The 24,853-nt window shown below is 65.4% G+C and carries 20 protein-coding genes; 10 read left to right on the top strand and 10 right to left on the bottom strand.

What is annotated here, in order from left to right; all coding sequences use genetic code 11:
- Positions 1-188 precede the first annotated feature (188 nt).
- Both B7E02_RS11770 and B7E02_RS11775 read left to right on the top strand, forming a co-directional pair.
- Positions 189-1,076, top strand: a complete 888-nt coding sequence (locus tag B7E02_RS11770; protein WP_080796297.1) for a sulfurtransferase — start codon at positions 189-191, stop codon at positions 1,074-1,076.
- 195 nt (positions 1,077-1,271) lie between these two features.
- On the top strand, positions 1,272-3,050 hold the full coding sequence (locus B7E02_RS11775; protein ID WP_080796299.1) for an acetyl/propionyl/methylcrotonyl-CoA carboxylase subunit alpha: 1,779 nt from the start codon (positions 1,272-1,274) through the stop codon (positions 3,048-3,050).
- On the opposite strand, the gene B7E02_RS11780 is transcribed toward B7E02_RS11775, so the two are convergent.
- Positions 3,043-3,300: a hypothetical protein gene (locus tag B7E02_RS11780; RefSeq protein ID WP_080796301.1), complete on the bottom strand. Its 258-nt coding sequence runs from the start codon at positions 3,298-3,300 to the stop codon at positions 3,043-3,045. The genes B7E02_RS11775 and B7E02_RS11780 overlap by 8 nt on opposite strands.
- A complete protein-coding gene (locus B7E02_RS14120) occupies positions 3,297-3,488 on the bottom strand; it encodes a hypothetical protein (RefSeq protein ID WP_143336748.1) in 192 nt (63 codons plus the stop codon). The genes B7E02_RS11780 and B7E02_RS14120 overlap by 4 nt, the downstream gene beginning before the upstream one ends.
- A 134-nt stretch (positions 3,489-3,622) precedes the next feature.
- Here B7E02_RS14120 and B7E02_RS11785 point away from each other — a divergent pair, with 134 nt between their 5' ends.
- Positions 3,623-4,924, top strand: a complete 1,302-nt coding sequence (locus tag B7E02_RS11785) for a short-chain fatty acyl-CoA regulator family protein (RefSeq protein ID WP_080796303.1) — start codon at positions 3,623-3,625, stop codon at positions 4,922-4,924.
- A gap of 17 nt (positions 4,925-4,941) precedes the next feature.
- The gene (locus B7E02_RS11790) at positions 4,942-5,325 is read left to right on the top strand and encodes a hypothetical protein (protein WP_080796921.1); all 384 of its coding nucleotides are present in this window, start codon (positions 4,942-4,944) and stop codon (positions 5,323-5,325) included.
- Positions 5,326-5,351: 26 nt separating this feature from the next.
- Here B7E02_RS11790 and B7E02_RS11795 read toward each other — a convergent pair whose 3' ends face one another.
- The 4 genes from B7E02_RS11795 to B7E02_RS11810 form a co-directional block, all read right to left on the bottom strand.
- On the bottom strand, positions 5,352-6,506 hold the full coding sequence (locus B7E02_RS11795) for a bifunctional 2-methylcitrate synthase/citrate synthase (RefSeq protein WP_080796305.1): 1,155 nt from the start codon (positions 6,504-6,506) through the stop codon (positions 5,352-5,354).
- Positions 6,507-6,508: 2 nt separating this feature from the next.
- Positions 6,509-7,423: a methylisocitrate lyase gene (gene prpB, locus B7E02_RS11800; protein WP_080796307.1), complete on the bottom strand. Its 915-nt coding sequence runs from the start codon at positions 7,421-7,423 to the stop codon at positions 6,509-6,511.
- Positions 7,420-8,925, bottom strand: a complete 1,506-nt coding sequence (gene prpD / locus B7E02_RS11805) for a 2-methylcitrate dehydratase PrpD (RefSeq protein ID WP_080796309.1) — start codon at positions 8,923-8,925, stop codon at positions 7,420-7,422. The genes prpB and prpD overlap by 4 nt, the downstream gene beginning before the upstream one ends.
- A 308-nt stretch (positions 8,926-9,233) precedes the next feature.
- Positions 9,234-12,653: a pyruvate carboxylase gene (locus B7E02_RS11810; protein ID WP_080796312.1), complete on the bottom strand. Its 3,420-nt coding sequence runs from the start codon at positions 12,651-12,653 to the stop codon at positions 9,234-9,236.
- A gap of 335 nt (positions 12,654-12,988) precedes the next feature.
- Between B7E02_RS11810 and B7E02_RS11815 the strand changes: the two genes are divergently transcribed.
- The gene (locus tag B7E02_RS11815) at positions 12,989-14,791 is read left to right on the top strand and encodes an NAD(P)/FAD-dependent oxidoreductase (protein WP_080796314.1); all 1,803 of its coding nucleotides are present in this window, start codon (positions 12,989-12,991) and stop codon (positions 14,789-14,791) included.
- Positions 14,792-14,808: 17 nt separating this feature from the next.
- Here the strand turns inward: B7E02_RS11815 and B7E02_RS11820 are convergent, their stop codons facing one another.
- Positions 14,809-16,218, bottom strand: a complete 1,410-nt coding sequence (locus B7E02_RS11820; protein ID WP_080796317.1) for an NAD(P)H-quinone dehydrogenase — start codon at positions 16,216-16,218, stop codon at positions 14,809-14,811.
- Positions 16,219-16,355: 137 nt separating this feature from the next.
- Complete coding sequence (locus tag B7E02_RS11825) at positions 16,356-17,510, bottom strand: M20 family metallopeptidase (protein WP_080796922.1); 1,155 nt, start codon at positions 17,508-17,510, stop codon at positions 16,356-16,358.
- Between the two features lie 137 nt (positions 17,511-17,647).
- On the opposite strand from B7E02_RS11825, the gene B7E02_RS11830 reads away from it, so the two are divergent.
- Positions 17,648-19,240, top strand: coding sequence for a phospho-sugar mutase (locus tag B7E02_RS11830; protein WP_080796923.1), 1,593 nt, complete (start codon positions 17,648-17,650; stop codon positions 19,238-19,240).
- Between the two features lie 9 nt (positions 19,241-19,249).
- On the opposite strand, the gene B7E02_RS11835 is transcribed toward B7E02_RS11830, so the two are convergent.
- Together B7E02_RS11835 and upp are read right to left on the bottom strand one after the other, a co-directional pair.
- Positions 19,250-19,702: a helix-turn-helix domain-containing protein gene (locus B7E02_RS11835; RefSeq protein WP_080796319.1), complete on the bottom strand. Its 453-nt coding sequence runs from the start codon at positions 19,700-19,702 to the stop codon at positions 19,250-19,252.
- 59 nt (positions 19,703-19,761) lie between these two features.
- The gene (gene upp / locus B7E02_RS11840) at positions 19,762-20,397 is read right to left on the bottom strand and encodes a uracil phosphoribosyltransferase (protein ID WP_080796924.1); all 636 of its coding nucleotides are present in this window, start codon (positions 20,395-20,397) and stop codon (positions 19,762-19,764) included.
- 76 nt (positions 20,398-20,473) lie between these two features.
- Between upp and B7E02_RS14125 the strand changes: the two genes are divergently transcribed.
- From B7E02_RS14125 to B7E02_RS11855, 4 genes are all read left to right on the top strand, one after another.
- Positions 20,474-20,761, top strand: a complete 288-nt coding sequence (locus B7E02_RS14125; protein WP_143336749.1) for a hypothetical protein — start codon at positions 20,474-20,476, stop codon at positions 20,759-20,761.
- Positions 20,758-21,675: a C40 family peptidase gene (locus B7E02_RS11845; RefSeq protein ID WP_080796321.1), complete on the top strand. Its 918-nt coding sequence runs from the start codon at positions 20,758-20,760 to the stop codon at positions 21,673-21,675. Before B7E02_RS14125 ends, B7E02_RS11845 begins: the two co-directional genes overlap by 4 nt.
- Before the next feature lie 71 nt (positions 21,676-21,746).
- Positions 21,747-22,976 (top strand): hypothetical protein, encoded by a 1,230-nt coding sequence (locus B7E02_RS11850; protein ID WP_080796323.1) that lies wholly within the window; start codon positions 21,747-21,749, stop codon positions 22,974-22,976.
- A 96-nt stretch (positions 22,977-23,072) separates the two neighbouring features.
- On the top strand, positions 23,073-24,353 hold the full coding sequence (locus B7E02_RS11855; RefSeq protein WP_080796325.1) for a D-alanyl-D-alanine carboxypeptidase family protein: 1,281 nt from the start codon (positions 23,073-23,075) through the stop codon (positions 24,351-24,353).
- Positions 24,354-24,853 lie beyond the last annotated feature (500 nt).

The following is a 24,853-nucleotide window of genomic DNA, read 5'->3' on the forward strand; positions in this document are numbered from 1 at the left end:
CGCATACGTCCTCAGTCCCTATGCACTCTGGTGCGCCGTCTCGTTGACACACATGAGACTAAAGGAAGATCGCTACCCGTGCAGCGCCATCTTTGACGGAAGTAACTAAGGACACACCTGCGCTCCCACAATAGGCTGGATTACGCTGGTGATGTCCCACCACTCTCTTCGGAAGGCAGCGAACCACCATGGCAACACCGTTCGACCCGTTACCCCAATTCCAGGAATTCGCCCACCCCGAGAGGATCGTGTCCGCATCATGGCTGTCCGCGCGTCTGGGGTCCAAGGGATTAAAGGTCGTCGAATCGAATGAGGATTCCCTCCTCTATGACATCGGCCACCTGCCCGGCGCGGTGCGCATCGACTGGTCAAAGGACCTCAACGATCCGGTGACCCGCGACTACATCGACGGTGAGGCCTTCGCCGACCTGATGAACCGCAAGGGCATCGCCCGGGATGACACCGTGGTTGTCTATGGGGACAAGTCGAACTGGTGGGCCGCCTTCACACTGTGGGTCTTCGAGCTCTTCGGCCACGAGGACGTCCGGCTGCTCAACGGCGGCCGTGACGCCTGGATGACGGAGGAGCGCGAAACCTCCTTCGTCGTCCCGGAGTATCCCCCCGCCGACTACCCCGTTGTGGAGCGCGCCGATGAGGATATGCGCGTGTTCGTCAACGAGGTGCTGGCGTCCCTGAAGGACGATTCGCTGACGCTTGTCGACGTCCGGACCGTGGAGGAGTACACCGGAGCCACCGGCACCGGTGCGGTCGCCGGCGGCGCCCTCCGGGGCGGCCACATCCCCGGGGCGATCCACATCCCCTGGGATGCTGTTGTCATGCCCAACGGCAATTTCCGCTCCCGCGCGGAGATCGAGGAGATCTTCCGCGATCTCTCCCCCACCAGGGACACCGTGGTCTACTGCCGGGTCGGAGACCGCGCCGCGCACACCTGGTTCGTGCTCAGGCATCTGCTCGGCTTCGACAGTGTCCGCAACTACGACGGCTCCTGGGCCGAGTGGGGCAACATGGTCCGGATGCCGATATCCGTGGGTAGTGAACCGGGGTCAATAGCCTGATTGCCGGCTTTGCCGATGAATCAGGGGTGCACTAGCGTTATTGTCTAATGTGAGTGTTTGCTCAGATTTTGACTTCAAAGAAGTGCTCCTGCTTTTTCTGCCGAATCTCTGAAATCACCACACCCGGATGTGCAAGAATATGCCGTACAGCACCGGCATGCCCCATGCCGAAAAACTTTAAACCAGGAGGGTTTAGTGTCAGTCGAGACCAGGAAGATCACCAAGGTGTTGGTAGCCAACCGTGGTGAGATCGCAATTCGAGTTTTCCGTGCGGCGCGCGATGAGGGGATCCCCTCGGTCGCGGTCTACGCCGAACCGGATGCAGATGCACCCTTCGTGGAATACGCAGACGAGGCTTTCGCACTCGGGGGCCAGACCTCCGCAGAGTCCTACCTCGTCATCGACAAGATCCTCGACGCCGCCGCGAAGTCCGGCGCGAATGCCGTCCACCCCGGCTACGGCTTCCTCGCAGAGAACGCCGATTTCGCCGAGGCCGTGATCAACGCCGGCCTGATCTGGATCGGACCCTCACCCGATTCCATCCGTTCCCTCGGTGACAAGGTCACCGCGCGGCACATCGCGGACGCCGCGGAGGCCCCCATGGCACCGGGCACCAAGGAGCCGGTCAAGGATGCCGGCGAGGTTGTCGCCTTCGCCGAGGAGTTCGGCCTGCCCATCGCCATCAAGGCCGCCTTCGGCGGTGGCGGACGCGGCATGAAGGTCGCCTACAAGATGGACGAGGTCGCAGACCTCTTCGAATCCGCGACCCGCGAGGCCACCTCCGCCTTCGGTCGCGGTGAGTGCTTCGTCGAGCGATACCTCGACAAGGCCCGTCACGTCGAGTGCCAGGTCATCGCCGATCAGCACGGTAACGTCGTCGTCGCGGGAACCCGTGACTGCTCCCTGCAGCGCCGGTTCCAGAAGCTCGTCGAGGAGGCACCCGCCCCCTTCCTGACCGACGACCAGCGCGAGCGTCTGCACTCCTCCGCCAAGGCCATCTGCAGGGAGGCCGGATACTACGGCGCGGGCACCGTGGAGTACCTGGTCGGTTCCGATGGACTGATCTCCTTCCTCGAGGTCAACACCCGCCTCCAGGTGGAGCACCCCGTCACCGAGGAGACCACAGGCCTGGATCTGGTCCGTGAGCAGTTCCGCATCGCCGAGGGTGGAGAGCTCTCCATCACGGAGGATCCCACCCCCCGCGGCCATTCCTTCGAGTTCCGCATCAACGGCGAGGACGCCGGCTCCAACTTCATGCCCGCTCCGGGCCGCATCACCAAGTACCGCGAGCCCGCCGGCCCGGGCGTCCGGATGGATTCCGGTGTCGTCGAGGGTTCGGTGATCTCCGGTCAGTTCGACTCCATGCTGGCCAAGCTGATCGTCTGGGGCAGCACCCGCGAGCAGGCGCTGGAACGCTCTCGTCGCGCACTGGCGGAGTACATCGTCGAGGGCATGCCCACCGTGATCCCCTTCCACTCCCACATCGTCTCCAACCCAGCCTTCATCGGCGACGGGAACAAGTTCGACATCTACACCAAGTGGATCGAGGAGGAATGGGTCAACCCGATTGAGCCCTTCTCCGACGGCGCGGAACTCGAGGACGAGGAGAAGACCCCCGCACAGAAGGTCATCGTCGAAATCGACGGCCGCCGCGTCGAGGTGGCCCTGCCCGGCGACCTCGCTCTCGGTGGCGGCGCCGGTGGGGCCGCCAAGAAGAAGGCGAAGAAGCGTCGTGCCGGTGGAGCCAAGGCCGGAGTCTCCGGCGACGCGGTGGCCGCCCCCATGCAGGGCACCGTGATCAAGGTCAACGTCGAGGAAGGCGCTGAGGTCAATGAGGGCGACACCGTCGTCGTGCTCGAGGCCATGAAGATGGAGAACCCGGTCAAGGCGCACAAGTCCGGTACCGTCACCGGTCTGCTCGTCGCGGCCGGCGAGGGCGTGACCAAGGGCGCCGTGCTGCTCGAGATCAAGTAGCACCACCCTCACCTCCCCTGTGATTGAGCACCCGGCATTCGCCGGGTGTTTTTTTCATCTCGGTGCCCGAGGAATCCGGCAGCGCCCATTCCAGCAGCTCCTCCACCATCTGGAAATGATCGATCTGCCCATTGAGAAAACGGTGGACCACCGCCTCGACCGATGCTCCACCGTGTGATCCCCGTGGCGCCGGGTAGAGAATCGGACGCAGGGTTGCGGCGGGGACCGCGGGGGTGTCCGTGCCGTTCAACCGAGCTCCTCCTCCAGGAGTTCAAGCCACACGCTGCGGATTATCGCCCGGCGCTGGGCGGAACCGTCGGCGAAGGAGGCCCAGTCGGGGGTGGGCGCGGCCGGGGTGGGCGCGGCTGGGACTTTTCGACCGTGATGCCCGCTGCCACTGGAAGATCCCCTGCATGGCTCGGTTTCGGAAGTGTTCATGATTCCCAGCCTAAAACCACGGCGGGCTTCCGTTCGCCATGTTAAATTTGTGTAAACATGTGGAGTTAATAGGACGGTTATTGCAAACCAGGCGGAAACACCTGCCTGGACACTATTTCGGAGGGCGCACGACAGTGGCCAAGTTGTACTCGGGGGCACGGATCCAGGCACTTCGCCGGGCCCATGGGATCACCCAGTCCGCCCTGGCGGAGCAGTTGAATCTCTCCACCAGCTATCTTAACCAGCTGGAAAATGATCGCCGCCCGCTGACCGCGACGGTCCTGATGAGGTTGACCACCACCTTCGATGTGGAGGCCAGCTTCTTCTCCCCCGACCGCAACGCCGCCGCCGCGACCGAACTCTCCGAGGCACTCGCGATGAGTGGCGGTCCCACCCTGTCCACCGAGGAACTGGTGGACCTGGTCAACCGGTTTCCCCAGATCGCCAGGCACCTGGTGCATCCCGCCACCACCGAGAGCGATCGCCGCACCGCCTATGACCACGTCCGGGACTATTTCGCGGCGCACCGCAACCACATTGATCCACTCGACCGCCTGGGTGAGGATCTCGCCGCCACGCTCGGGCAGCCCGGACTCCGGGTGACCCGGCTCGCCCACCTCCTGGACACCGATTTCAACATCACCGTCCGGTTCCGCTCCCCCGGGATCGAGGAACGCCGCCACTTCGATCCGGAGACCAGGCAGATCCACCTCCGCCATGACCTCACCGAGGCGCAGCAGTGCTTCCAGCTCGCCGAGGAGCTGGCGCCGCTGCTGCACCCGGATCTGTTCACCTCCCTGACAGCCGACCACCCCGACCTTCCGACGGTGAAGTCCGTTGAGATCGCCCGGACGGGCCTGGCCCAGTACTTCGCCGGAGCGGTGGTCATGCCCTATGAGCAGTTCCTCGGATTCGCCAGGGAGACCCGCTATGACATCGAGCTGATCTCGGCCCGCTTCGGTGTGTCCTTCGAGGCGGCCTGCCACCGGCTGTCCACCCTGCAGCGCAGGGGAAAGGAGGGTGTGCCCTTCTTCTTCGTCCGCTCCGACCGCGCGGGAAACATCTCCAAGCGCCAATCTGCGGCGACATTCCACTTCTCCAGGACCAACGGCACCTGCCCCCTGTGGGCACTGCACCGCGCCTTCGAGAGACGGGGACACATCACCCGCCAGGTCGCACGCATGCCCGACGGCCGGACCTATCTGTGGATGGCAACCTCAATCTCCGGGCGCACGCACGGTTTCGGGCATCCCTCCGCCGAATTCGCCATCGGACTGGGATGCGATATCGCCGAGGCCCCCAAGCTGGTCTATTCACAGGGTTTGAACCTCGATCCGGCCTCCGCGGCGGAGATCGGACCGGGATGCCGGTTGTGTCCGCGGGAGAACTGCGTACAACGGGCGTTCCCCCCGACCGGTAGGGAATCCCTACGTTGAGCAAGGAGAAGGAAAACTTGGAACCCACGGAACTCAATGGCGGTCGCTTCTACGCGCGCACGCTCCTTCACGACGCCCGCGTGGACGACCTGCCCGCCCTCAGCAGGGCCCTGGGGGAGGCGATCGACGCGGACTTCGTCGCCACGGCACGAAGTGACTGGCACAGTGACACCCGCTACACCTGGGTAATCTGCGAACAGACCCGGGTCGAGGCGCTGGCGCTGGCGGTCCTGTACCCCGGCCCGCGGCCGCGGCTGGAAGTCGTGCCCACCGCGCCGCCGGAGACCGCGCTGCCCAATGATCCGGTCCTTGCACCAATGACCGTGGGCGATGCCCTCCGGGAGGGCACCGCCACCATCACGCGCTGGGCGGAGGGATACCTGGGGCTGAAGCTCCGGTAGTCCGCCCGGCGTCACCGACCCCGCCGTCAGCGCTGTTCGATCTCCACCACGATCCGCTGTTCCGGCCCATTGTACTCGGACAGCGGGCGGATCAGGGAATTGTCCTCGTACTGTTCCACGATGTGCGCGGTCCATCCGGCGATCCTGGCGATCACGAAAAGGGGTGTGAAGAAGTCCACCGGAAAGCCGAGGATGTAGTACGCGGGCCCGGCGGGAAAGTCCAGGTTCGGTTTGATCCCGGTGCGCTCGTCCATGGCACGCTCCATGTTCTCGTACATCTCGACCCACTTTTGCCCGTCATGGCGCTCCGCGAGATTGAGGAAGGATTTCTTCATCGAGGGAACCCGGCTGTCGCCCCTCTTGTACACGCGGTGGCCGAATCCCATGATCACCTTCCTGCTGTCCAGGGTGGCGTTGACCCATTCCGCGGCCTTCTCCGGATCATCGATCTCCAGCATGGTGTGCATGACGAACTCGTTCGCACCGCCGTGCAGCGGTCCCTTCAACGCTCCGATTGCCCCGGTGATCGCCGAGTACACATCCGAACGCGTGGAGGTGATCACCCGTGCGGCGAAGGTGGAGGCGTTGAAGGAGTGCTCCGCGTAGAGGATCAGCGATTTTTCAAAGTCGCGGACATCCTCGGGATTGCTGGCGGGTGACTCCGGACCGTTGCCGAAGACCATGGCCAGGAAGTTCTCGGCGACCCCCTTGTTCTCGTCCGGTGCGATGATGCCCTTGCCGCTGCGACGCCGGATGTCCATGGCCACGGCCATGGGCAGTTGCGCCAGGAGGCTGTGTCCGACGTGCTGGATGTGCTCGGAGCCGGTGGTGAACTGATCGGGATCCTTGGTTCCCAGGTAGGACACGGAGGTGCGCAGTACGTCCATGGGGTGGCAGTCGACCGGCAGGGAGTGGATCAGGGAGATCAGGCCCGGATCCAGGCTGCGGTAGGAGCGTCCGCGGGCGTTGAACTCCTCCAGCTCGGAGGCGGTGGGCAGTTCGCCGTTCCACAGCAGATAGACCACTTCCTCAAAGGAACAGTGCTCCACCAGCTCCTGGACGGGGTAGCCGCGGTAGGTCAGGGAGTTGGATTCTGGCATGACCTTGGAGACACCGGTGTAGTCGGCGATGACTCCGTACAGGCCCTTGCGGACCTCGGTCGCGGGTGAGGTGGTGGACATGACTAGTCCTTCCGGGGGTTGGTGTAGGTGAACAGTTTCTGATCGAAGACGTTGTACTCGGAGTAGCGCAGAAGCTCATAGAGTCTGCTGCGGTGCTGCATCCGGTCGACCCATCCGGTCTGGGTGCCGGTCTCGGCGATGTCGCCGAGGGCGCTCTCGACGCTGCCCATGGCGATGCGCAGGGTGGTCACGGGGTAGATCACGGCGTTGTAGCCGATGTCCTGGAGCTGTCCGGCGGACAGCAGCCGGGTTTTGCCGAACTCGGTCATGTTGGCCAGCAGGGGCACATCGGGAACCGCGGTGCGGAAGCGTTCAAAGTCCTCCGGGGTGTGCAGTGCCTCGGTGAAGATCAGGTCGGCACCGGCCCCGGCGTAGGCCCTGGCCCGCTCGATGGCGGCGTCGATTCCCTCGACACCGGCGGCATCGGTGCGTGCGCAGATGACGAACTCGCTGTCGCGGCGCGCCCCCACCGCCGCGGAGATCCGCTGGACCATGGTCGATGTCGCCACCACCTCCTTACCGTCGAGGTGGCCACAGCGTTTGGGATTGACCTGGTCCTCCAGGTGGCAGCCGGCGACGCCGGCGTCCTCAAGCTCCGAGATGGTGCGGGCCGCGCTCATCGGTTCGCCGAAGCCGGTGTCGGCGTCGACAAGCGTGGGCAGGTCGGTCACCCTTGCGATCTGCCTCGATCGTGCGGCGACCTCGGTCAGCGTGGTCAGCCCGATATCGGGAAGGGCCAGGTCGGCGGCGATCACCGCGCCGGAGACGTAAACCCCCTCGAATCCGGCCTCCTGGATGCTGCGCGCAACCAGGGGTGAGAAGGCGCCTGGCATCCGCGCGATCCCCGGTGCGTTCAGTGCCGCCCGCAGTGCCTGTCGACGCTGCCGCGGTGTGGTGTCGGTGGAGAAGAGGTTCACAGCACACCCGCCCCGGTCTCGGGGGCCTTCGCCAGGATCTCATTCTCGATGACGATGTTGAGTTCACGCAGGTCATCGAGATCGGGGAGTTTCTGCACAGCCTCCAGGAAACGGTCCTGCTCCGCGGTGCTGACCACCCCCTCGGCGAGCGTCCGGAACTTCCCGATGTACTGCTCACGGGCGAAGGGCCGGGCCCCGAGCGGGTGGGCGTCCGCGACCGCGAGTTCCTCCTCGATGACGCTTCCGTCACGCATGGTGATCACCGCGCGTGCACCGAAGGCCTTCTCATCGGGGTCGATGGAGTGGTACCGGCGCGTCCATTCGGGGTCCTCGACGGTGGAGATCCGGTGCCATAGGTCCACGGTTTCGGGGCGGTTCGCACGCTCCGGTGAGTAGGAATCGGCATGGTGCCAGGCGCCGTCCTCAAGCGCGACGGCGAAAATGTACATGATGGAGTGATCCAGGGTCTCACGCGATGCATGGGGATCCATCTTCTGCGGGTCGTTCGCACCGCTGCCGATCACATAGTGGGTGTGGTGGCTGGTGTGCAGCACGATCGACTCGATGTTGGCGGTTCCGCCCGCCTCCTCGACGAGGGGTTTCATCATGCGCGCCAGGTCGATCGGTGCCTGCGACTGGTACTCCGCCGAGTGCTCCTTGGTGTAGGTGTCCAGGATGCCCCGCTTCTCCTCCCCCGCTGCGGGCAGCGGCACGGTGTACACGTGGTCCTTTCCGGCGAGCAGCCAGGCGATGACGCCGTCCTCGCCCTCCCAGATGGGTGCGGGTGCGCCCTCCCCGCGCATCGCCCTGTCGACCGCCTCGATGGCCATCTTGCCCGCGAAAGCCGGGGCGAAGGCCTTCCATGAGGAGATCTCGCCCTTCCTTGACTGGCGTGTCGCGGTGGTGGTGTGCAGCGCCTGGCCGATGGCCTGGTAGATCGTCTCCTCATCCAGGTGCAGCAGGGTGCCCAGACCCGCGGCGACCGAGGGGCCGAGGTGGGCGACGTGGTCGATCTTGTGCTCGTGCAGGCACATCCCGCGAACCAGGTCGACCTGGATCTCGTATCCGGTGGCGATACCGCGGATCAGGTCCCTGCCCGAGCTGCCCACCTGCTGCGCCACCGCGAGGATCGGCGGGATGTTGTCACCGGGATGGGAGTACTCCGCCGCGAGGAAGGTGTCGTGGAAATCAAGCTCACGCACCGCCGTGCCGTTGGCCAGGGCGGCCCATTCGGCTGAATAGGTTCCGTCGATGCCGAACACCGCGGCACCGTGGTCACGGGGGTGCGCCTGCGCCTGTCGACGTGCGACCGTGACCGGTCGGCGCAGCACCGAGGCCGCGGATACCGCGGCGTTGTCGATGATCCGGTTGATGATCATCTCCGTGGTGTCCCCGGGGACCTCCACCGGATCGACGGCGACCTGGGCGATCTTCCAGGCAAGGTGGTCCCTTGTGGGGAAGTCTTCGGCCGAAGCGTGGGTTCTTACTTCGTGGTTGAGCAATTCTCCTCCTCGGAGTGTACATGCTGTAAACAGTTGATGTACCTCACAGTATCAACGGGAGGTGATAGGCAACACTAAGAAAAGTGTGTATGTAGTGTGAGCAAAATAGTGGTTCTTTGCAAAGCCTGTGGAAGGCCCATGTCAGCAGCCATCCGCGGGTCCTCCCTCGCTGTGCCGCGGATCATGCCGGGGGCGGTCCCCCGGATACGACGGGGCCACCGGACGCGAAAGGGCCCGGGGAGGACAACCATCCCTCCCCGGGCCTGATCCACGGGCCGGAACCGCCTTGGAACCCGGCAGTGCGGAACCTACTCGACCTCGACGATCAGGTCCCCACCCTCAACCTTGGTGGCGGCGGGAACCACGACGCGGGAGATCACACCGTCCACGGGTGTGGTGATGGTGGCCTCCATCTTCATGGCCTCAATGATGGCGACGGCATCCCCGGCGGCGACCTCATCGCCCTCGGCGACGGTCACGGTGACCACGCCGGCGAAGGGTGCCGCGACACTGCCCCTGTTCGAGGGGTTCGCCTTCTCCGCGGTGGCGGTGACGGACTCCACGGAACGATCCCGCACCCGCATCGGCCGGACCTGGCCGTTGACATTGGCCACCACGTTGCGCATGCCCTTGTCATCAGGCTCGGATACCGCGTCAAGACGCACCACCATCGGTGTCGCGGACCTGGGCAGTCGGATCATCGTCTCCCGACCCTCGACGAGTCCGTAGAAGAATTCGCGGTCATCGAGTGCGGAGGTGTTTCCGAAGCGACGGCGGTGCTCGAGGAACTCCTCTGTCGGCTTGGGGAACAGCAGGCGGTTCAGTGTTCCACGCCGGGTCTCCCGGTTCGCGGAGCTGAGGTTCTCGCGCTCCTCCTCCGGGACCTCCACCATCGGATCCCTGCCCTTCGCCCTGCCCTCGAGGGCGCGGGTGCGCAGTGGCTCGGGCCACCCCCCGGGGGGATTGCCCAGCTCACCGCGGAGGAAGGCGATGACGGAATCGGGAATGTCGTACTTCTGCGGATCGGCGGCGAAATCGGCCGGATCGACCCCCGCCCCGACCAGGTGCAGGGCGAGATCGCCGACCACCTTCGAGGAGGGCGTGACCTTGGTGGGTCGACCGAGCATCTCGTTGACCGCCGCGTAGTTGTCCTCGATGAGTTCGAAGCGATCGGCCAGTCCCAGCGCCGTCGCCTGCGCCCGCAGGTTCGACAGCTGGCCGCCTGGGATCTCATGGCGGTAGACGCGACCGGTGGGCCCGGGGGTCCCGGACTCAAAGGGCGTGTACAGCGCGCGGACCGCCTCCCAGTAGGGCTCGAGGTCCGACACCGCCTCCAGGCTGAGGCCGGTGTCGCGGCGGGTGTGGGCGAACGCCGCGACGATCGCGGACAGGGAGGGCTGCGAGGTGGTCCCTGACAAAGGTGCGGAGGCGCCGTCGACGGCGTCGGCTCCCGCCTGCGCCGCGGCGAGGTAGGTGGCCAGCTGCCCGCCCGCGGTGTCGTGGGTGTGCACGTGGACGGGCAGGTCGAATTCCCGTCGCAACGCGGTGACCAGCTTCGTTGCCGCCGCCGGGCGCATCAGCCCCGCCATGTCCTTGATGGCAAGTATGTGCGCGCCGGAGGCGACGATCTGCTCGGCGAGCCTGAGATAGTAGTCCAGTGTGTAGAGCTGCTCATTCGGATTCGAGAGATCGCCCGAGTAGGCCATGGCCACCTCGGCGACGGTGGTTCCGGTCTCCAGGACGGCATCGATCGCCGGACGCATCTGGGTGACATCGTTGAGCGCGTCGAAGATGCGGAAGATGTCCACCCCCGAATCGGCGGCCTCCTGCACGAAGGCGCGGCAGACCGAATCCGGGTAGGGGGTGTAACCGACGGTGTTGCGTCCGCGCAGCAGCATCTGGATGTTCACATTCGGCATCGCCGCACGCAGCTCATCAAGGCGCGCCCACGGATCCTCGAAGAGGAAACGCATGGCCACGTCATAGGTCGCGCCGCCCCAGGCCTCCACGGACAGCAGTTCCGGGGTCAGCTTTGCGACGGCGCGGGCCGCGGGGATCAGCGCATAGGAGCGCACCCGCGTCGCCAGCAGCGACTGGTGGGCATCACGGAAGGTGGTATCGGTCACCGCAAGCGCATCCTGCTCGCGCAGCTCGCGCGCGAAGCGCTCCGGGCCAAGCTGCAGCAAACGGTCACGGGAACCGCGTGGCAGGGGAATATCATCGACCCTGGGAAGCTTGTCGATGGGTCGGGCCGCCGGCGGCTGCTCGCCGTGCGGCTTGTTCACCGTGACATCGGCGAGGTAGTCGAGGATGCGGCCGGGCTCGTCATCCGCCGGGGGCGCCTGCAGCAGGTGCGGGTGATCGGCGATGAAGCTGGTGGAGATCCGCTTGGTGGTGAAATCCTCCTCGCGCAGCAGCGCACGCAGGAATCCGATGTTGGTGGCGACGCCGTCGACGGTGAACTCCGCCAGTGCACGCTGGGCGCGGGCGACCGCGGTGGCGAAATCCGAGCCACGGCAGGTCATCTTCACCAGCATTGAGTCGAAGTGCGCGGTGATCTCCCCGCCGAGCTGGGCCGCCCCATCCAGACGCACACCCGCGCCACCGGGTGAACGGTAGGCGGTGATCGTTCCGGTGTCGGGGCGGAATCCATTGTTCGGATCCTCCGTGGTGATCCGGCACTGGAGGGCGGCGCCGTGGGTGCGGATCCGGTCCTGGGTGAGTCCCAGCTCCTTCAGCGTCGCCCCGGCGGCGAGCCTCATCTGGGACTTCACCAGGTCGACCTCGGTGACCTCCTCGGTGACGGTGTGCTCCACCTGGATGCGGGGGTTCATTTCGATGAACACGTGGTTGCCGGCCTCATCGACCAGGAACTCCACCGTTCCGGCCCCCTGGTAGCCGATGAACTTGCAGAACTTCACGGCATCGGCGCAGATCCGATCACGAAGTTCCGGATCGAGGTGCTGCGCCGGGGCGATCTCCACGACCTTCTGGTGCCGACGCTGCAGCGAGCAGTCGCGTTCATAGAGGTGGATGACCTCTCCCGTGGCGTCACCGAGGATCTGGACCTCGATGTGCTGTGGCTTGATCACCGCCTGCTCAATGTAGACCGCGCCGTCACCGAAGGCTGCGGCGGCCTCCCTGGAGGCCTCGGCGGCCAGCGCACGGAGGTTTTCCGGGTTGTCCACGAAACGCATTCCACGTCCGCCGCCGCCCGCCACGGCCTTGACGAACAGCGGGTAGCTCCTACCCTCCGCACTTTTCACGAGCTCATCGATATCGGTGCTCGACGCCGTTTCATCGAGCACCGGCAGGCCGGCCTCACGCGCGGCGGCGACCGCCTTCGCCTTATCGCCGGTCAGGTCGAGCACCTCCGGCGTCGGGCCGATGAAGGTAATGCCGTTCTCCTCGCATTCGCGGGCGAGCTGGGCATTTTCAGAGAGGAAGCCGTATCCGGGGTAGATGGCGTCGGCCTTGACCTTCTTTGCGGCTCCGATGATGGCATCGATATCAAGGTAGGCCTTGACCGGCGAGCCCTCGGTGCCGATGCGCACGGCCTCGGAAGCGAAGGAGCGGTGGAAGGACCCGCGGTCCTCGATGGGATAGATCGCCACCGTGGCCGCTCCGGTTTCAAATGCGGCGCGGAAAGCGCGGACCGCAATTTCTCCACGGTTGGCCACCAGGATCTTTTTGAATGCTGGCAGCGTGGAGGGTGCTGTGGTTACCACTGTTGTTGTTCCTTTCGACGAGTATCCGGCCGTAGGGTGATGGCAGTCACTCTCAGCACATCGTAGCCTGTGCGCAAGGAGTGCTTTCCACGTGTTCGCCCAAAACCGTGACAGCAATCAGGTCTCCGCACCCTCCCACCGCCGCCGCCGTGGGGGCGAAGCGCGAACTTAGCAAACCTTGCAAATACCCATCACCTCCCCATATCACCATGGAAGTGGCGGCGATCGTCGGTTTTCTCGTTCTTTGCAAACGGGGCTGAATACCCCCCCTAATGTGATGCAGGACCTATTGTGGCCGCATCGTAATTTAACTCACCTGAGAGGATCACTGATTCATGTCGGATACCGAAAACCAGGCCGTACGCACCTGGCTGGATGCACTGGAGAAGGCCACGGCGGAGCGGGAGACGGCGGGCGAGGCCGCCGCCGCACTCTTCGAGAGCGACGGATACTGGCGGGACCTCCTCGCCTTCACCTGGAATCTCACCACGGCAGAGGGCCGCGATGAGATAGCGGAAATGATCACCCGGACCTGGCCGCGCAGCGTCATCACCAACACCCGCATCGACGGCGAGGTGGCGGCGGAGGGCGATGATGTGCTGCGTGCCTTCATCACCTTCGATACCGGGGACTTCCACTGCCGTGGCGTGCTCCGTCTGCGCAACGGCTCCGCCTGGACCCTGGTGACCTCGGCACGCGAACTCATCGAGTTCCCCGAGAAACGTGGCCGCACCAGGGAGAAGGGCGTCGAGCACGGTTCGGCGGAGGAACGGACGACATGGGCGCAGGCGCGGGCCAGGCGACAGGCCGAGCTGGGCGTGAGCCAGCAGCCCTATGTCCTGGTCATCGGCGGCGGGCAGGGTGGCATCGCGCTCGGTGCACGGTTGAAGCACCAGGGGGTGCCCACCCTGATCATTGACAGGCATCCGCGGCCAGGCGATCAGTGGCGCTCCCGCTACAGCTCCCTGTGCCTGCATGATCCGGTGTGGTACGACCATCTGCCCTACCTGCCCTTACCGGAGAACTGGCCGGTGTTCACCCCGAAGGACAAGATGGGCGACTGGCTCGAGCACTACGTCGGAATCATGGACCTGGACTACTGGGGCTCCACCACCTGCGAGTCCGCGGAATTCGACGAGGACGCCGGCGTGTGGAACGTCACCGTCTCCCGCGGCGGCGAGAACATCACACTCCACCCCGAGCAGCTCGTCCTGGCCACCGGTATGTCCGGTGTACCCAACATCCCCCACCTGAAGGGCGAGGAGAATTTCGCAGGGGAGATCCGCCATTCCTCCCAGCACCCCGGAGGTGATGCCGACCGTGGCAAGAACGTCGTCGTTCTCGGGGCTAACAACTCCGCCCACGACATCTGCGCGGATCTCTATGAGCACGGTGCGCACCCGGTGATGATCCAGCGCTCCAGCACCCACATCGTGCGTTCTGAATCCCTGATGCGAGAGGTATTCGGTCCGCTGTATTCGGAGGACGCCATCGAATCCGGCCTGGACACCGATTCCGCCGATCTCCTCTTCGCCTCCCTGCCCTACCGCATCCTCAACGAGGCGCAGCGACCGGTCTTCGACAGAATCCGGGAACAGGACAGCGACTTCTACCAGCGCCTGGAGGATGCCGGCTTCCTGCTCGACTTCGGTGACGATGACTCTGGTCTGTTCCTCAAATATCTCCGCCGCGGATCCGGCTACTACATCGACGTCGGTGCCTCGGAGCTGGTCGCCGACGGCAGCATCCAGCTTCGACCAGGGGTCTCCATCGAGGAGGTCAGGGAGAACTCCGTGGTGCTGACCGACGGTGAGGAACTGCCGGCGGATGTGATCGTGCTGGCCACTGGCTATGGTTCCATGAACGGCTGGGCGGCCCAGCTGATCAGCCAGGAGGTTGCGGACAGGGTCGGACGCTGCTGGGGCCTGGGATCCGACACCACCAAGGACCCCGGCCCGTGGGAGGGGGAGCTGCGCAACATGTGGAAACCCACTCAGCAGCGCAACCTGTGGTTCCACGGTGGGAACCTGCACCAGTCACGGCACTACTCACGCTATCTCGCACTGCAGCTCAAGGCGAGGGCGGAGGGCCTGGACACACCGGTGTACAACCTCGCTCCCGTCCACCACGCCGGATGAAGAACCCCCGGGACTGACTAACCGAGGTCGTCGTGCTGCACGAGCTGGCGCGCCGCCTCGGTGATCGACCCGGACAAGGAGGGGTAGACCGCGAAGGTCTCCGCGATGTCCTCCACCGTGAGTTTGTTGGTGACGGCCACGGCGATCGGGAAGATCAGCTCCGAGGCGGTCGGGGCGACCACCACACCACCGATGATCAATCCGGAATTGCGACGGCAGAACAGCTTGACAAAACCGTGGCGCAGCGAACGCATCTTTGCCCGTGGGTTCGTCGCCAGCGGCAGCACGATCACTCGTGCGGAGACCTCCCCCGACTCGACCTGGGCGTGGGTGACACCGACCGCCGCGATCTCGGGACGGGTGAAAACGGCGGTGGCCACCGTCTTCAGGCGAATCGGTGAGACTCCCTCTCCGAGGGCGTGGTACATCGCCACGCGCCCCTGCATCGCGGCGACCGAGGCGAGGGGGAACAGATCGGTACAGTCCCCGGCGGCGTAGACGCCGGCGACCGAGGTCCGCGAGACCCGGTCAACCTTGATATGCCCGGAGGGTGCCAGTTCGATGCCGACATTCTCCAGACCCAGGTCCCTGGTGTTCGGGATGGATCCGACGGTGATCAGGGCGTGCGATCCGAAGATCTCCCTGCCGTCGGCGGTGCGTACGCGGACCCCGCCGTCCTCGATGCGGGTGACCGATTCCACGCGTGCGTGCTTCTCCAGCGAGACTCCACGCTCGGCGAGGACGGTTTCCAGGACGTCGGCGGCGTCGGCGTCATCGTGCGGAAGAATGCGGTCACGGGAGGCGACCATGGTGACCTTGACGCCCAGCTCGGCGAAGGCGGAGACGAACTCCGCACCGGTGACACCGGAACCAACGACGATAAGGTGTGTGGGGATCTCATCAATGTCATACACCTGACGCCAGGTGAGAATGCGCTCCCCGTCAGGCTTGGCGTCGGGGAGGATGCGCGGGGTGGCGCCGGTGGCCACGAGAACCAGGTCGCACTCGAGTGTCTCCTGCTCCCCCGTGGAGTGGGTGACCTGGATGTAGTGGGTGGTCTGGTTCGTGTTGTAGTCATCGAAGCGACCGACGCCGCTGATCAGACGGACCCCGGCGCGTTCAAGCTGACCACGCACATCATCGGACTGTGCCTGTGCCAGTGCCTTCACACGCATGTTCAGGGCATCGATCTCCAGGCGGGCCTTGCCGAGACCGCGGTTGAGACCCATATCGTCGGCGCGCCGCAGGTCGGTCTTGATCCCCGTTCCTGCGATGAATGATTTGGAGGGGACGCAGTCCATGGTGACAGCCGAGCCGCCCATTCCCACATCCTCGATGACCGTGACGTCCGCCCCGTACTTGGCGCCTGCCAGGGCGGCCTCATATCCTGCCGGTCCGCCGCCGATGATTACGATCCTCTTTGCCATTAAGGCACCTCCACACGTGTGAGCTGGGTGAATGCTGGGCTGTCACTGATGCGCGACCCAAGTCTAAAGCATATGTGCTGGTCACGCCGGGTTACGACAATTCCCAAACTTGGAGCCAGCCCTACACCCTACCCCTTTCAATGCTGGAGGAAAGCCTCGGACCTGCTGCTGTACTGCTGGACCAGTGAGCCGAAGAGCCGGACCCCGACACCGATGCAGCCCTCATCAACGATGAGGTCCGACTGATGCAGGTCCTGTTTCGGTCCCTGACCTGGCCAGCAGCCCAGCCGTGCCATCGACCCGGGTACGTGCTCCAGGTACCAGGAGAAGTCCTCGCCCCCGCTGGATTGTGGGGCCTGGACCACAGACTGGGTGTCCACATCGCGTGCGGCACTGGCCAGCAGCGCCGTTGCCACATCATCATTGAGAACAGGTGGGACACCGGGGTTGTAGATCAGCTCATGGTGCACCCCGGTCGGTGCCAGAATCTGCTCGACCAGTTCACCGACCAGCGGCCGCATGGAACGCCAGGTCCCGATGTCTGCGGTACGCAGCGTGCCGGAGACGGACCCGGTCTCCGGAATCGCGTTGGGTGCGTACCCGGCGTTGATCGTTCCGAACACCAGAACCGTTCCGGTTCGGGGATCGACCCTGCGGGAAAGCAGTCCAGGCAGGTCCACCACGACCTTCGACAGTGCGTAGACGACGTCCTCCGCCAGGTGCGGACGGGCGCTGTGCCCGCCGCTGCCGTGCACACGTATCTCTATGACATCGGACGCGGAGGTGATCGCCCCCGCGCGGACACCCACGCGGCCCACCTTGAGCTTGGGTTCAACATGCAGTGCGTAGATGGCATCGACCTGATCGAGCGCACCGAAGTTGATGACCTCGGTGGCCCCTCCTGTCATCACCTCCTCCGCTGGCTGGAAGATCACCCGGATCCCCATCGGAAGATCAATGGTGCTCAACGCGCAGGCAAGGGCGAGCGCGATCGTGGTGTGGACATCATGCCCACAGGAGTGCGCCACACCGGGAATCGTGGATGCGAAGGGAAGCCCGGTTGACTCGGTGAGGGGGAGCGCATCGATATCGGCTCGGAAGGCCAGCCTCTGGTCGCCCGCGGGACCGATGTCGACCATCAGACCGGTGCCGGGGAAGGCCACGGGTTCCAGGCCGTGGGCTCTGAGGACATCGGAGAGGAACTCCGTCGTGCGGTACTCCATGTGTGACAGCTCGGGATGGCTGTGCAAATGCCTGCGCCAACCAAGAACCTCATCCCGGTGGCGGTCCATCCACGAGGTAACCAGCGCACCAATATCCGTCACTGAGTGTTCCTTCCTAAAAGTCCGCGGGCGTATCCGGCTGCTCCCGCATAGCGGTAGAGTCAATTCTAGTAGCGAACCCAACAAGACCCGGAAATGGGGTGTTCATGGACGAGTTCCGACAGCTGTCATTCGGTACCGCAGGCATGCGCGCACCGGTGGGGCCGGCCCCGCATCAGATGAACGTCCTCCAGGTGACCCGCACCACGGCGGGTGTGGCCAGCTGGCTCGCCGAGCGGGCGGCCCGGGACCACATCCCCCATCTGGTTCCCGAGGATGAGACCGGTATCGGCCGCAGCATCTACCCGCAGGACGGTCCGCTCCGCGTGGTCGTCGGCTATGACGCCCGCTACGGCTCCCACACCTTCGCCGCGACCACCGCGGAGGTGTTCGCCGGCGCGGGCTTCGAGGTGATGCTGCTGCCCACCCCGAGTCCGACACCGATCATTCCCTGGATGGTCAAGCAGCGTGGTCTGGATGCCGGTGTCCAGATCACCGCCTCCCACAACGGTGCCGCGGACAATGGGTACAAGGTCTTCCTCGCCAACGGCCGGCAGCTCTACGCCGACATGGAGGCCGAGCTGGAGCGCTACATCGAGGCCGTGGAGGATCCGGTGCGGGTGCCGCGGGTGACGGTGCGACCGGTTTCGGATCAGGTTCGCCGCTACATCGATGAGATCGTGGACATGATCACACCGCGGCAGGCCGATCTGCTCCGGGTCAACTCCGAACGTGCCAGCCTGCGGATCGTCTACACCGCCCTGCACGGGGTGGGTGGTCGCGCGATGTCCAATGCCTTTCAGTCGGCCGGATTCGCCCTGGCCTCTCCGGTGAAGGCCCAGCAGTACCCGGACCCCACCTTCCCCACCGTCACCTTCCCGAACCCCGAGGAATCCTCCGCCATCGAGCTGCTGCTCGAGCGCGCCGCGGAGAAGGATGCCGATATTCTCTTCGCACTCGACCCGGACGCCGACCGCTGTGCTGTGGGTATCCGGACCGCGGACGGTGGTCACCGCATGCTCTCCGGGGATGAGACCGGGACGCTGCTGTCCACCCGCCTGGTGCCCGAGTACACCGGCGAGGGTGCGCCCCCGGTCGTGGCCACGACCGTGGTCAGTTCCCAGCTCCTCAGGATCATCGCCGAGGACAAGGGATGGGACTACACGGAGACACTGACCGGCTTCAAGAATCTCTCCCGCGCCGCGGACAACAGCCGGGGGGACCTGGCCTTCGCCTACGAGGAGGCGGTGGGAACCTGCCCGGCACCGGATCTGGTACCGGACAAGGACGGTATCGCCACGGCCCTGGTCACCGCGGACTGGGCGGCCGAGCTCAAGGCGGCCGGGGTGTCCCTGCAGACCAAGCTCGATGAGCTCTACCGCCGGTACGGATACTTCGCCTCGACCCAGATCGCGGTCCGCACCTCCGATCCCCGCGAACTGGTGGATTCCTGGTCACTGCATCCCCCGGAAGAGCTGATCGGGGTGCCGCTGATCGCCCGACCGCTCCCGGAGAACCAGGGTCTCAGCGTCAGCGGACGGCTCGACTCCATCCACATCCGGGTCATCGGCCGTGTCTCCGGGACCGAGGCCAAAGCCAAGATGTATCTCGAGGTCGCCCAGGCGAGCTCACATGAGGAGGCTTCGGAACTGCTGAAACGACTGCAGTCCGAGGTTGAGGGGTGGGTCGGGCAGCTCTAGGTTGCAGACTCAGGGCAGTGTGGGATCCACGGTTCGGCCGAGGACCCGGATGTCCGCCTCGCCGAGCTGCGCCGGGACCTCACCCGCGGCGTCGCGGGCGTCGAAAAGCAGTCTTTCCTCCTCGGTGGCCGGCCACCGGACATCGACGGCCACGGATGTTTCCACGCAGATGATGGACACCGGTTCGCCGACCGCGGGGAACAGTGCCGCCGGCGGCACGTTCAGCGCCCTAGCCAGGCGGTAGATTGTGGTCATCACCGGATCGATCGGGGCGCCGTTGTTGTTTTCATTGCGCTCCAGATTGGAGATGGTGTTCCGGCTCACCTTCGACAGCTCGGCGAGTCCCTCCTGGCTCAGCCCTCGGGCCCGGCGGATGTGTCTGAGCCGCGAGGACAGCACGAGACCGTAGCTGGCCCAGTGGTAGTCGTCGGTATCGGCGTACACCCACCCCACAATGCCCATCGGGTTGGACAATCACCGCCCAATACAGTGGGCACGGGCGGAGCTTAGAGCAGCGGGCCTCAGAGGTCGATGTTGCGGGGCCCGTAGAGCCGATCGCCGGCGTCCCCGAGTCCCGGGACAATGTAGGCCTGCTCATTCAGCGACGGATCGATGGTCGCCGTGACCAGGCGCACGGGCAGACCGGAATCCGCCAGGGCATCCACGCCGGGCTGTGCGGAGACCATGCAGATCGCGGTGATGTCGGTGGCGCCGCGCGCGGCCAGCAGCCGGATCGCGTGGAGCAGTGACCCGCCGGTGGCGAGCATCGGGTCGACGAGGAACACCGGCTGACCACTGAGATCCTCCGGAAGCGCCTCCAGGTAAGGAACCGGTTCATGGGTCTGCTCGTTGCGGGCGAGTCCGATGAAGCCCACCTGGGCATCGGGGATCATCGACAGCGCGGGATCGATCATTCCCAGCCCCGCGCGGATGATCGGCACGATGATCGGGGGATTCTCCAGGCGCGTGCCCGTCGCGGTGGCGACCGGGGTGTCCACGTCGAAGGACTCCACGGCCAGCTCACGGGATGCCTCGTAGATCAGCATCATGCCCAGATCCGCGGCGGCTGCACGGAAGGCTGCGTTGTCACTTCGCTCGTCACGCATGATGGTGAGCCGACTCGCGACGAGGGGATGGTTGACGATGGTGATGTCCATGCCCCTCATGTTAAATCATCCGCGCCCCGATCAAGATCGGGGGAACCTTCACCGGTGCTGCGCAGTCCAACAGGGTATGAGACTGGACCCGGAACACGCCCGCACCCTCGCCCACGAACTCCTCCGCACGCATGTCGGTGAGCTTTCCCCGCCGCCTCCACCACAGGGGGAGGGTCTGACTGAATTCCACCGGGTGTACGCCGATGCCCTCGGGGTGTATCTGGGCAATGTCACATCCCTGGCGCGGTCCTCCCGTGACATGGGCGAACGTGCGCTCCGAAACATCGAGGCCATCACCGCGCGGGACGCGCAGCTGGCCCACGACCTCGACCAGCTGGGCCACGACACCGGGCGGCCGGGGTGACACCGCTTGACCGGGCCCTGGCGGACATATCCGGGCACCTGCCCGCCGCCCTGCCGAAGGTGGCGCTGCCCGCCGTCCCCGACCTGGATGCCGCGGTGCACCTCGGCACCGTCTTCGGGGCGCACCCCACCGCGCTGATGGAGGTGGCCGAACGCATCGGCGGCCAGCATGACACTCTCGTGCACACCCTCGCAAGCGCCGCCCCGCTGATCGAATCCGCCCGCTCCGATCTCCTCGACCTCGGACTCGGGCTGCTCCGCGGCTCAGGGCCGCTCATGCTCCGGATGCTCTCCCCCGTCCCCGGTGCTGCCGGGTCCGCACACGCCGAACTGCTCGCACTGTGTACACAGGCCGTCCACGCCGCCGGCCGGCGCCTGGATGACCTCGGGCTGGAGCTGCTCCCCGTCACCAGTCGTCTCCAGGAGATCCAACCACTCGCCCACCGTGCCTCCGATGTTCCCGGTATCTCCGATGCCCCCGTACCCGCCCCGGCCCCGGACCCTGGCAACAATGAACCGGCGCACGCGGACGTGCCGCAGGAGGCACCCGCACCGCAGGAGGCCCCGGGGAACACGGCCGGCGAACAGGCTGTGGCCGCCGCCCGCAGCGCCATCGGCACCCCCTATCTGTGGGGTGGCACCGGTGCCGGGGGATTCGACTGCAGCGGCCTGACCCAGTGGGCCTGGCGTCAGGCGGGAGTGGAACTGCCGCGGACCGCCGACCAGCAGGCGGTTGGAAGGCCGGTGTCCTATGAGGAGCTCAGGGCCGGTGATCTCCTCGTCTGGGATGGACACGTGGCTATGTATGCAGGTGAGGGGCAGATCATTGAGGCCGGTGATCCCGTGCAGACCAATCCGGTCCGCACCTCCAATATGGGCATGGCATTTCACGGCTTCTACCGGCCAACCGGATAGACGGCCCCACCCGGGGTGAAAGCAGCACGGGAGGTGACGTGGAAAAGAGGTACCGACTAGGATTTGTGAGCATGGCTAAAAAAGGAATCGTTCCCGTCTCCATCTCACTGACAGAGGGTGACTTCTTCACCCTCTGGGCTCCGGGCTGGAGGGAGCAGGGCAACGAGTGGCAGGCCTTTCTGGGCAACGGGGATGACCTCTACGTGTTCACCTCCCCGGAGGAACTGCTGGTGTTCATTGAATCCGATGCCCCGCACGACCTGCGTTCCCACCCGCAGTGGAAGGAGTTCGCCGCCCGCGACGCCTCCAGGGTCGTTCCCGGGGAGGATTCCTCCTACGACATCGTGGGACTGCCCGCGCTGCTGGCGGAGCGTCCCTCCTACGCCAATGTCAAGGAGGTTGCCCGCATCTTCGCGCTGACCCGCAGTCTCGGCAACGTCACCGCCTCGACCCCGGTGACGGTCTTCTTCTCCTCCCATTCCGTGCTCGCCAACGTCGACCGCGGCGCCGACCACTACGCCGGCCCCAACGGCCTCGGGGAATGGTCCGCGATCGGTCGGGCGGTGCTGAGCAACTGGGATTCCGTGGTTGACGCCATTGATGAGGCAGTGACGGTCAAGGAGGTGGACAAGGTGTTCGTCGATGATGCCGCCACGCGCATCCGCGAGGCAGAGTCCGCCGCCGAGGCAACTCGCGAGGCCGAGGAGCAGGTGGCCAGGGAGGAGGCGGAGAAGGTCGATCCCTATGACACCTCAGCGTGGGGAATCGCCGGAATCGACCCGATCAGGATCACCATCGACGGTCGTTCCGTCTACACCCTCCGGACCTATCTGGAGGGCCAGCCCGTGTTCCTCGGAAGGTTCGGCGAGATCCACACCTTCAACAACCCCAAGGCACTGCTGCGTTGGCTGATCGAACACGATGACCATGATCTGGCCAGGGCCTCCACCTGGGGTGACCTGATGCTCGGAATCAATGCTGGTGAGACGGAACTGCAGGTCCACCCCGACAACTTCTACTCCTTCACCGGCCTCATCGAGGACATCAACACCTCCGTCGACGCCGTGGACACCCAGCAGATGGCGCGCGCCTACGAGCTCATGGCCGATGCCGCGGACTGGGCCGGCGACGATTCGATGAACTCCTACTTCTTGGCCAACCCACGGATGCAGGACTACATCTCCTACATGCTCGGCGCCTCCGACACCTCGGGATACGTCCCCCACGCCCCCTTCACCGACCATTCACAGTCCTGGCGCGAGCTCGAGGACATGCTGACCAGGCGATTCACCAAGTTCTAGGGTCGCAGCCACCGCCCCGACGCATCTAGATACCGCACCACAGCAGGGGAGCCGGTCACCTGCCCCCGGGTGCGGTGCGGATATTATGAGTCGATCATGAGGACAACACTGGTGGCGGCCGCAGCCGCACTCTCACTGCTCATCCCGCTCGCCCCCGGCACCGCGACGGCGCAGGGGAACCCGCCGGTGACCGCGGAGAACGCGGACAGGGTGGACGGCCACGAGGACACCTCCGGCACGGCCACCCCGGCTCCGCGCGAGTCCGCACCCGACACCGACGGCTGCCCTTATGAGGTCTCCCCCTCGCCCGCACACACCACCTCCGAGGCGGTGGCCCCCGGTGCGCAGACCCCCGCCGCCCTCGCGGTACCGGAGGTTCCCGCCGGTGGCGCGAAGATGTCGAACTGCGGCGTGACCGTCCCGGCGGGCATGGAGGTTCCGGCGGATCTGACCGCATCCGCCTGGATGGTCTTCGACCTGGATTCAGGTGAGATTCTGGCGGCAAAGGACCCCCACGGCCGCTACCGTCCCGCCAGTATCATCAAGGTTCTGCTGGCGCTGGTCGCCATCGATGAACTCGACCCCGCCAGGGTGGTCACCGGAACCAGGGAGGCCGCGGAGATCGAGGGTTCCAGGGTCGGTGTCGGTGAGGGTGGGGTGTACACCGTTGACCAGCTGCTCCATGGCCTGCTCATGGCAAGCGGAAATGATGCCGCTTATCTCCTCGCCCAGGAACTGGGCGGGGATGAACGGACCCTGGACAAGGTCAATTCCCTGGCGAGGGACCTGGGGGCCGAGGACACCCGCGCCGCAACCTACTCGGGTCTCGATGCCGCCGGCATGTCCACCTCCGCCTATGACATGGCGCTGATCTACCGGCGGGCCTGGCAGAATCCCACCTTCGCGGAGATCGTCGGCACCGACCACGTGGATTTTCCCGGATGGGGTGACAACGAGGGCTTCCAGGTGTGGAACGACAACGGTCTGTTCATGAACGATCCCGATGGAATCGGGGGAAAGACCGGCTATACCGATGACGCCCACCACACCTTCGTCGGTGCGGTCAATCGTGACGGCAGGCGCCGTGGCGCGGTGATCTTGGACACCACGGTCGACCACGGCCGTCCCTGGGAGCAGGCCCGAAAGCTTATCGACGCCTCCCTGGTCGTGCCCACCGGCTCAGCCGTCGGGCAGCTGGGTGGCCCCGCCGCGGACACCGGCACGGTGTCCGCGGCTCCCCCGGCCACCGTGCCCGGGGACTCCCCGGACTCCCCCACGGATCCGCTGACCGGTGCAATGCGGATCATCCTCCCGATCGCCGCCGTCGTGCTGCTGCTCCTGGCCGCCCTGGTGTGGACGTTCAGGAGGCGACCCTAGTTGGGTAATTCCCGGTGAGGTTGTGAACGAGGGCTGAGGGACCTGAACTCGTGTGGGTGACACTCAGCGAACCGTTGGTACCCGCCGCCGATGTCACCTTGAGCGCATGGTGCTGCCGGTCAGCGAGCACGGAGCCGATCAGGCCACCCCGCTCCGCTCCGCGGCCGGACGAACTCCGTTAGCTCCGGGTCCCGAGATGCCATTGGAGTGATCTGAGCCGGGTACGCGCGGTGCTGAAACACCGGCGACCGGCTGCGATGCGTGCGCCGGGGAGGTCCTCAGGTGGTGAGGTCGGGACAGACGAGTGCGGTGTGGAGAATGCCCGTATCTGCTGACCGCTGACGGAGAATCCCGCGAGATGTCATGCACTCAGTCTGGGATCACGGTGACGCGGGTGGTCACCGCTAGCGGTGGCCGCCATGGCCCTCCGACAAATCGCAAGGTGGCGCGGTGCATCCGCAGATTGATAGCCGAATTGAACGGTATATCCATCGGGAGCT

This window comes from Corynebacterium pacaense (genome assembly GCF_900169525.1).
Taxonomy (GTDB): Bacteria; Actinomycetota; Actinomycetes; order Mycobacteriales; family Mycobacteriaceae; genus Corynebacterium; species Corynebacterium pacaense.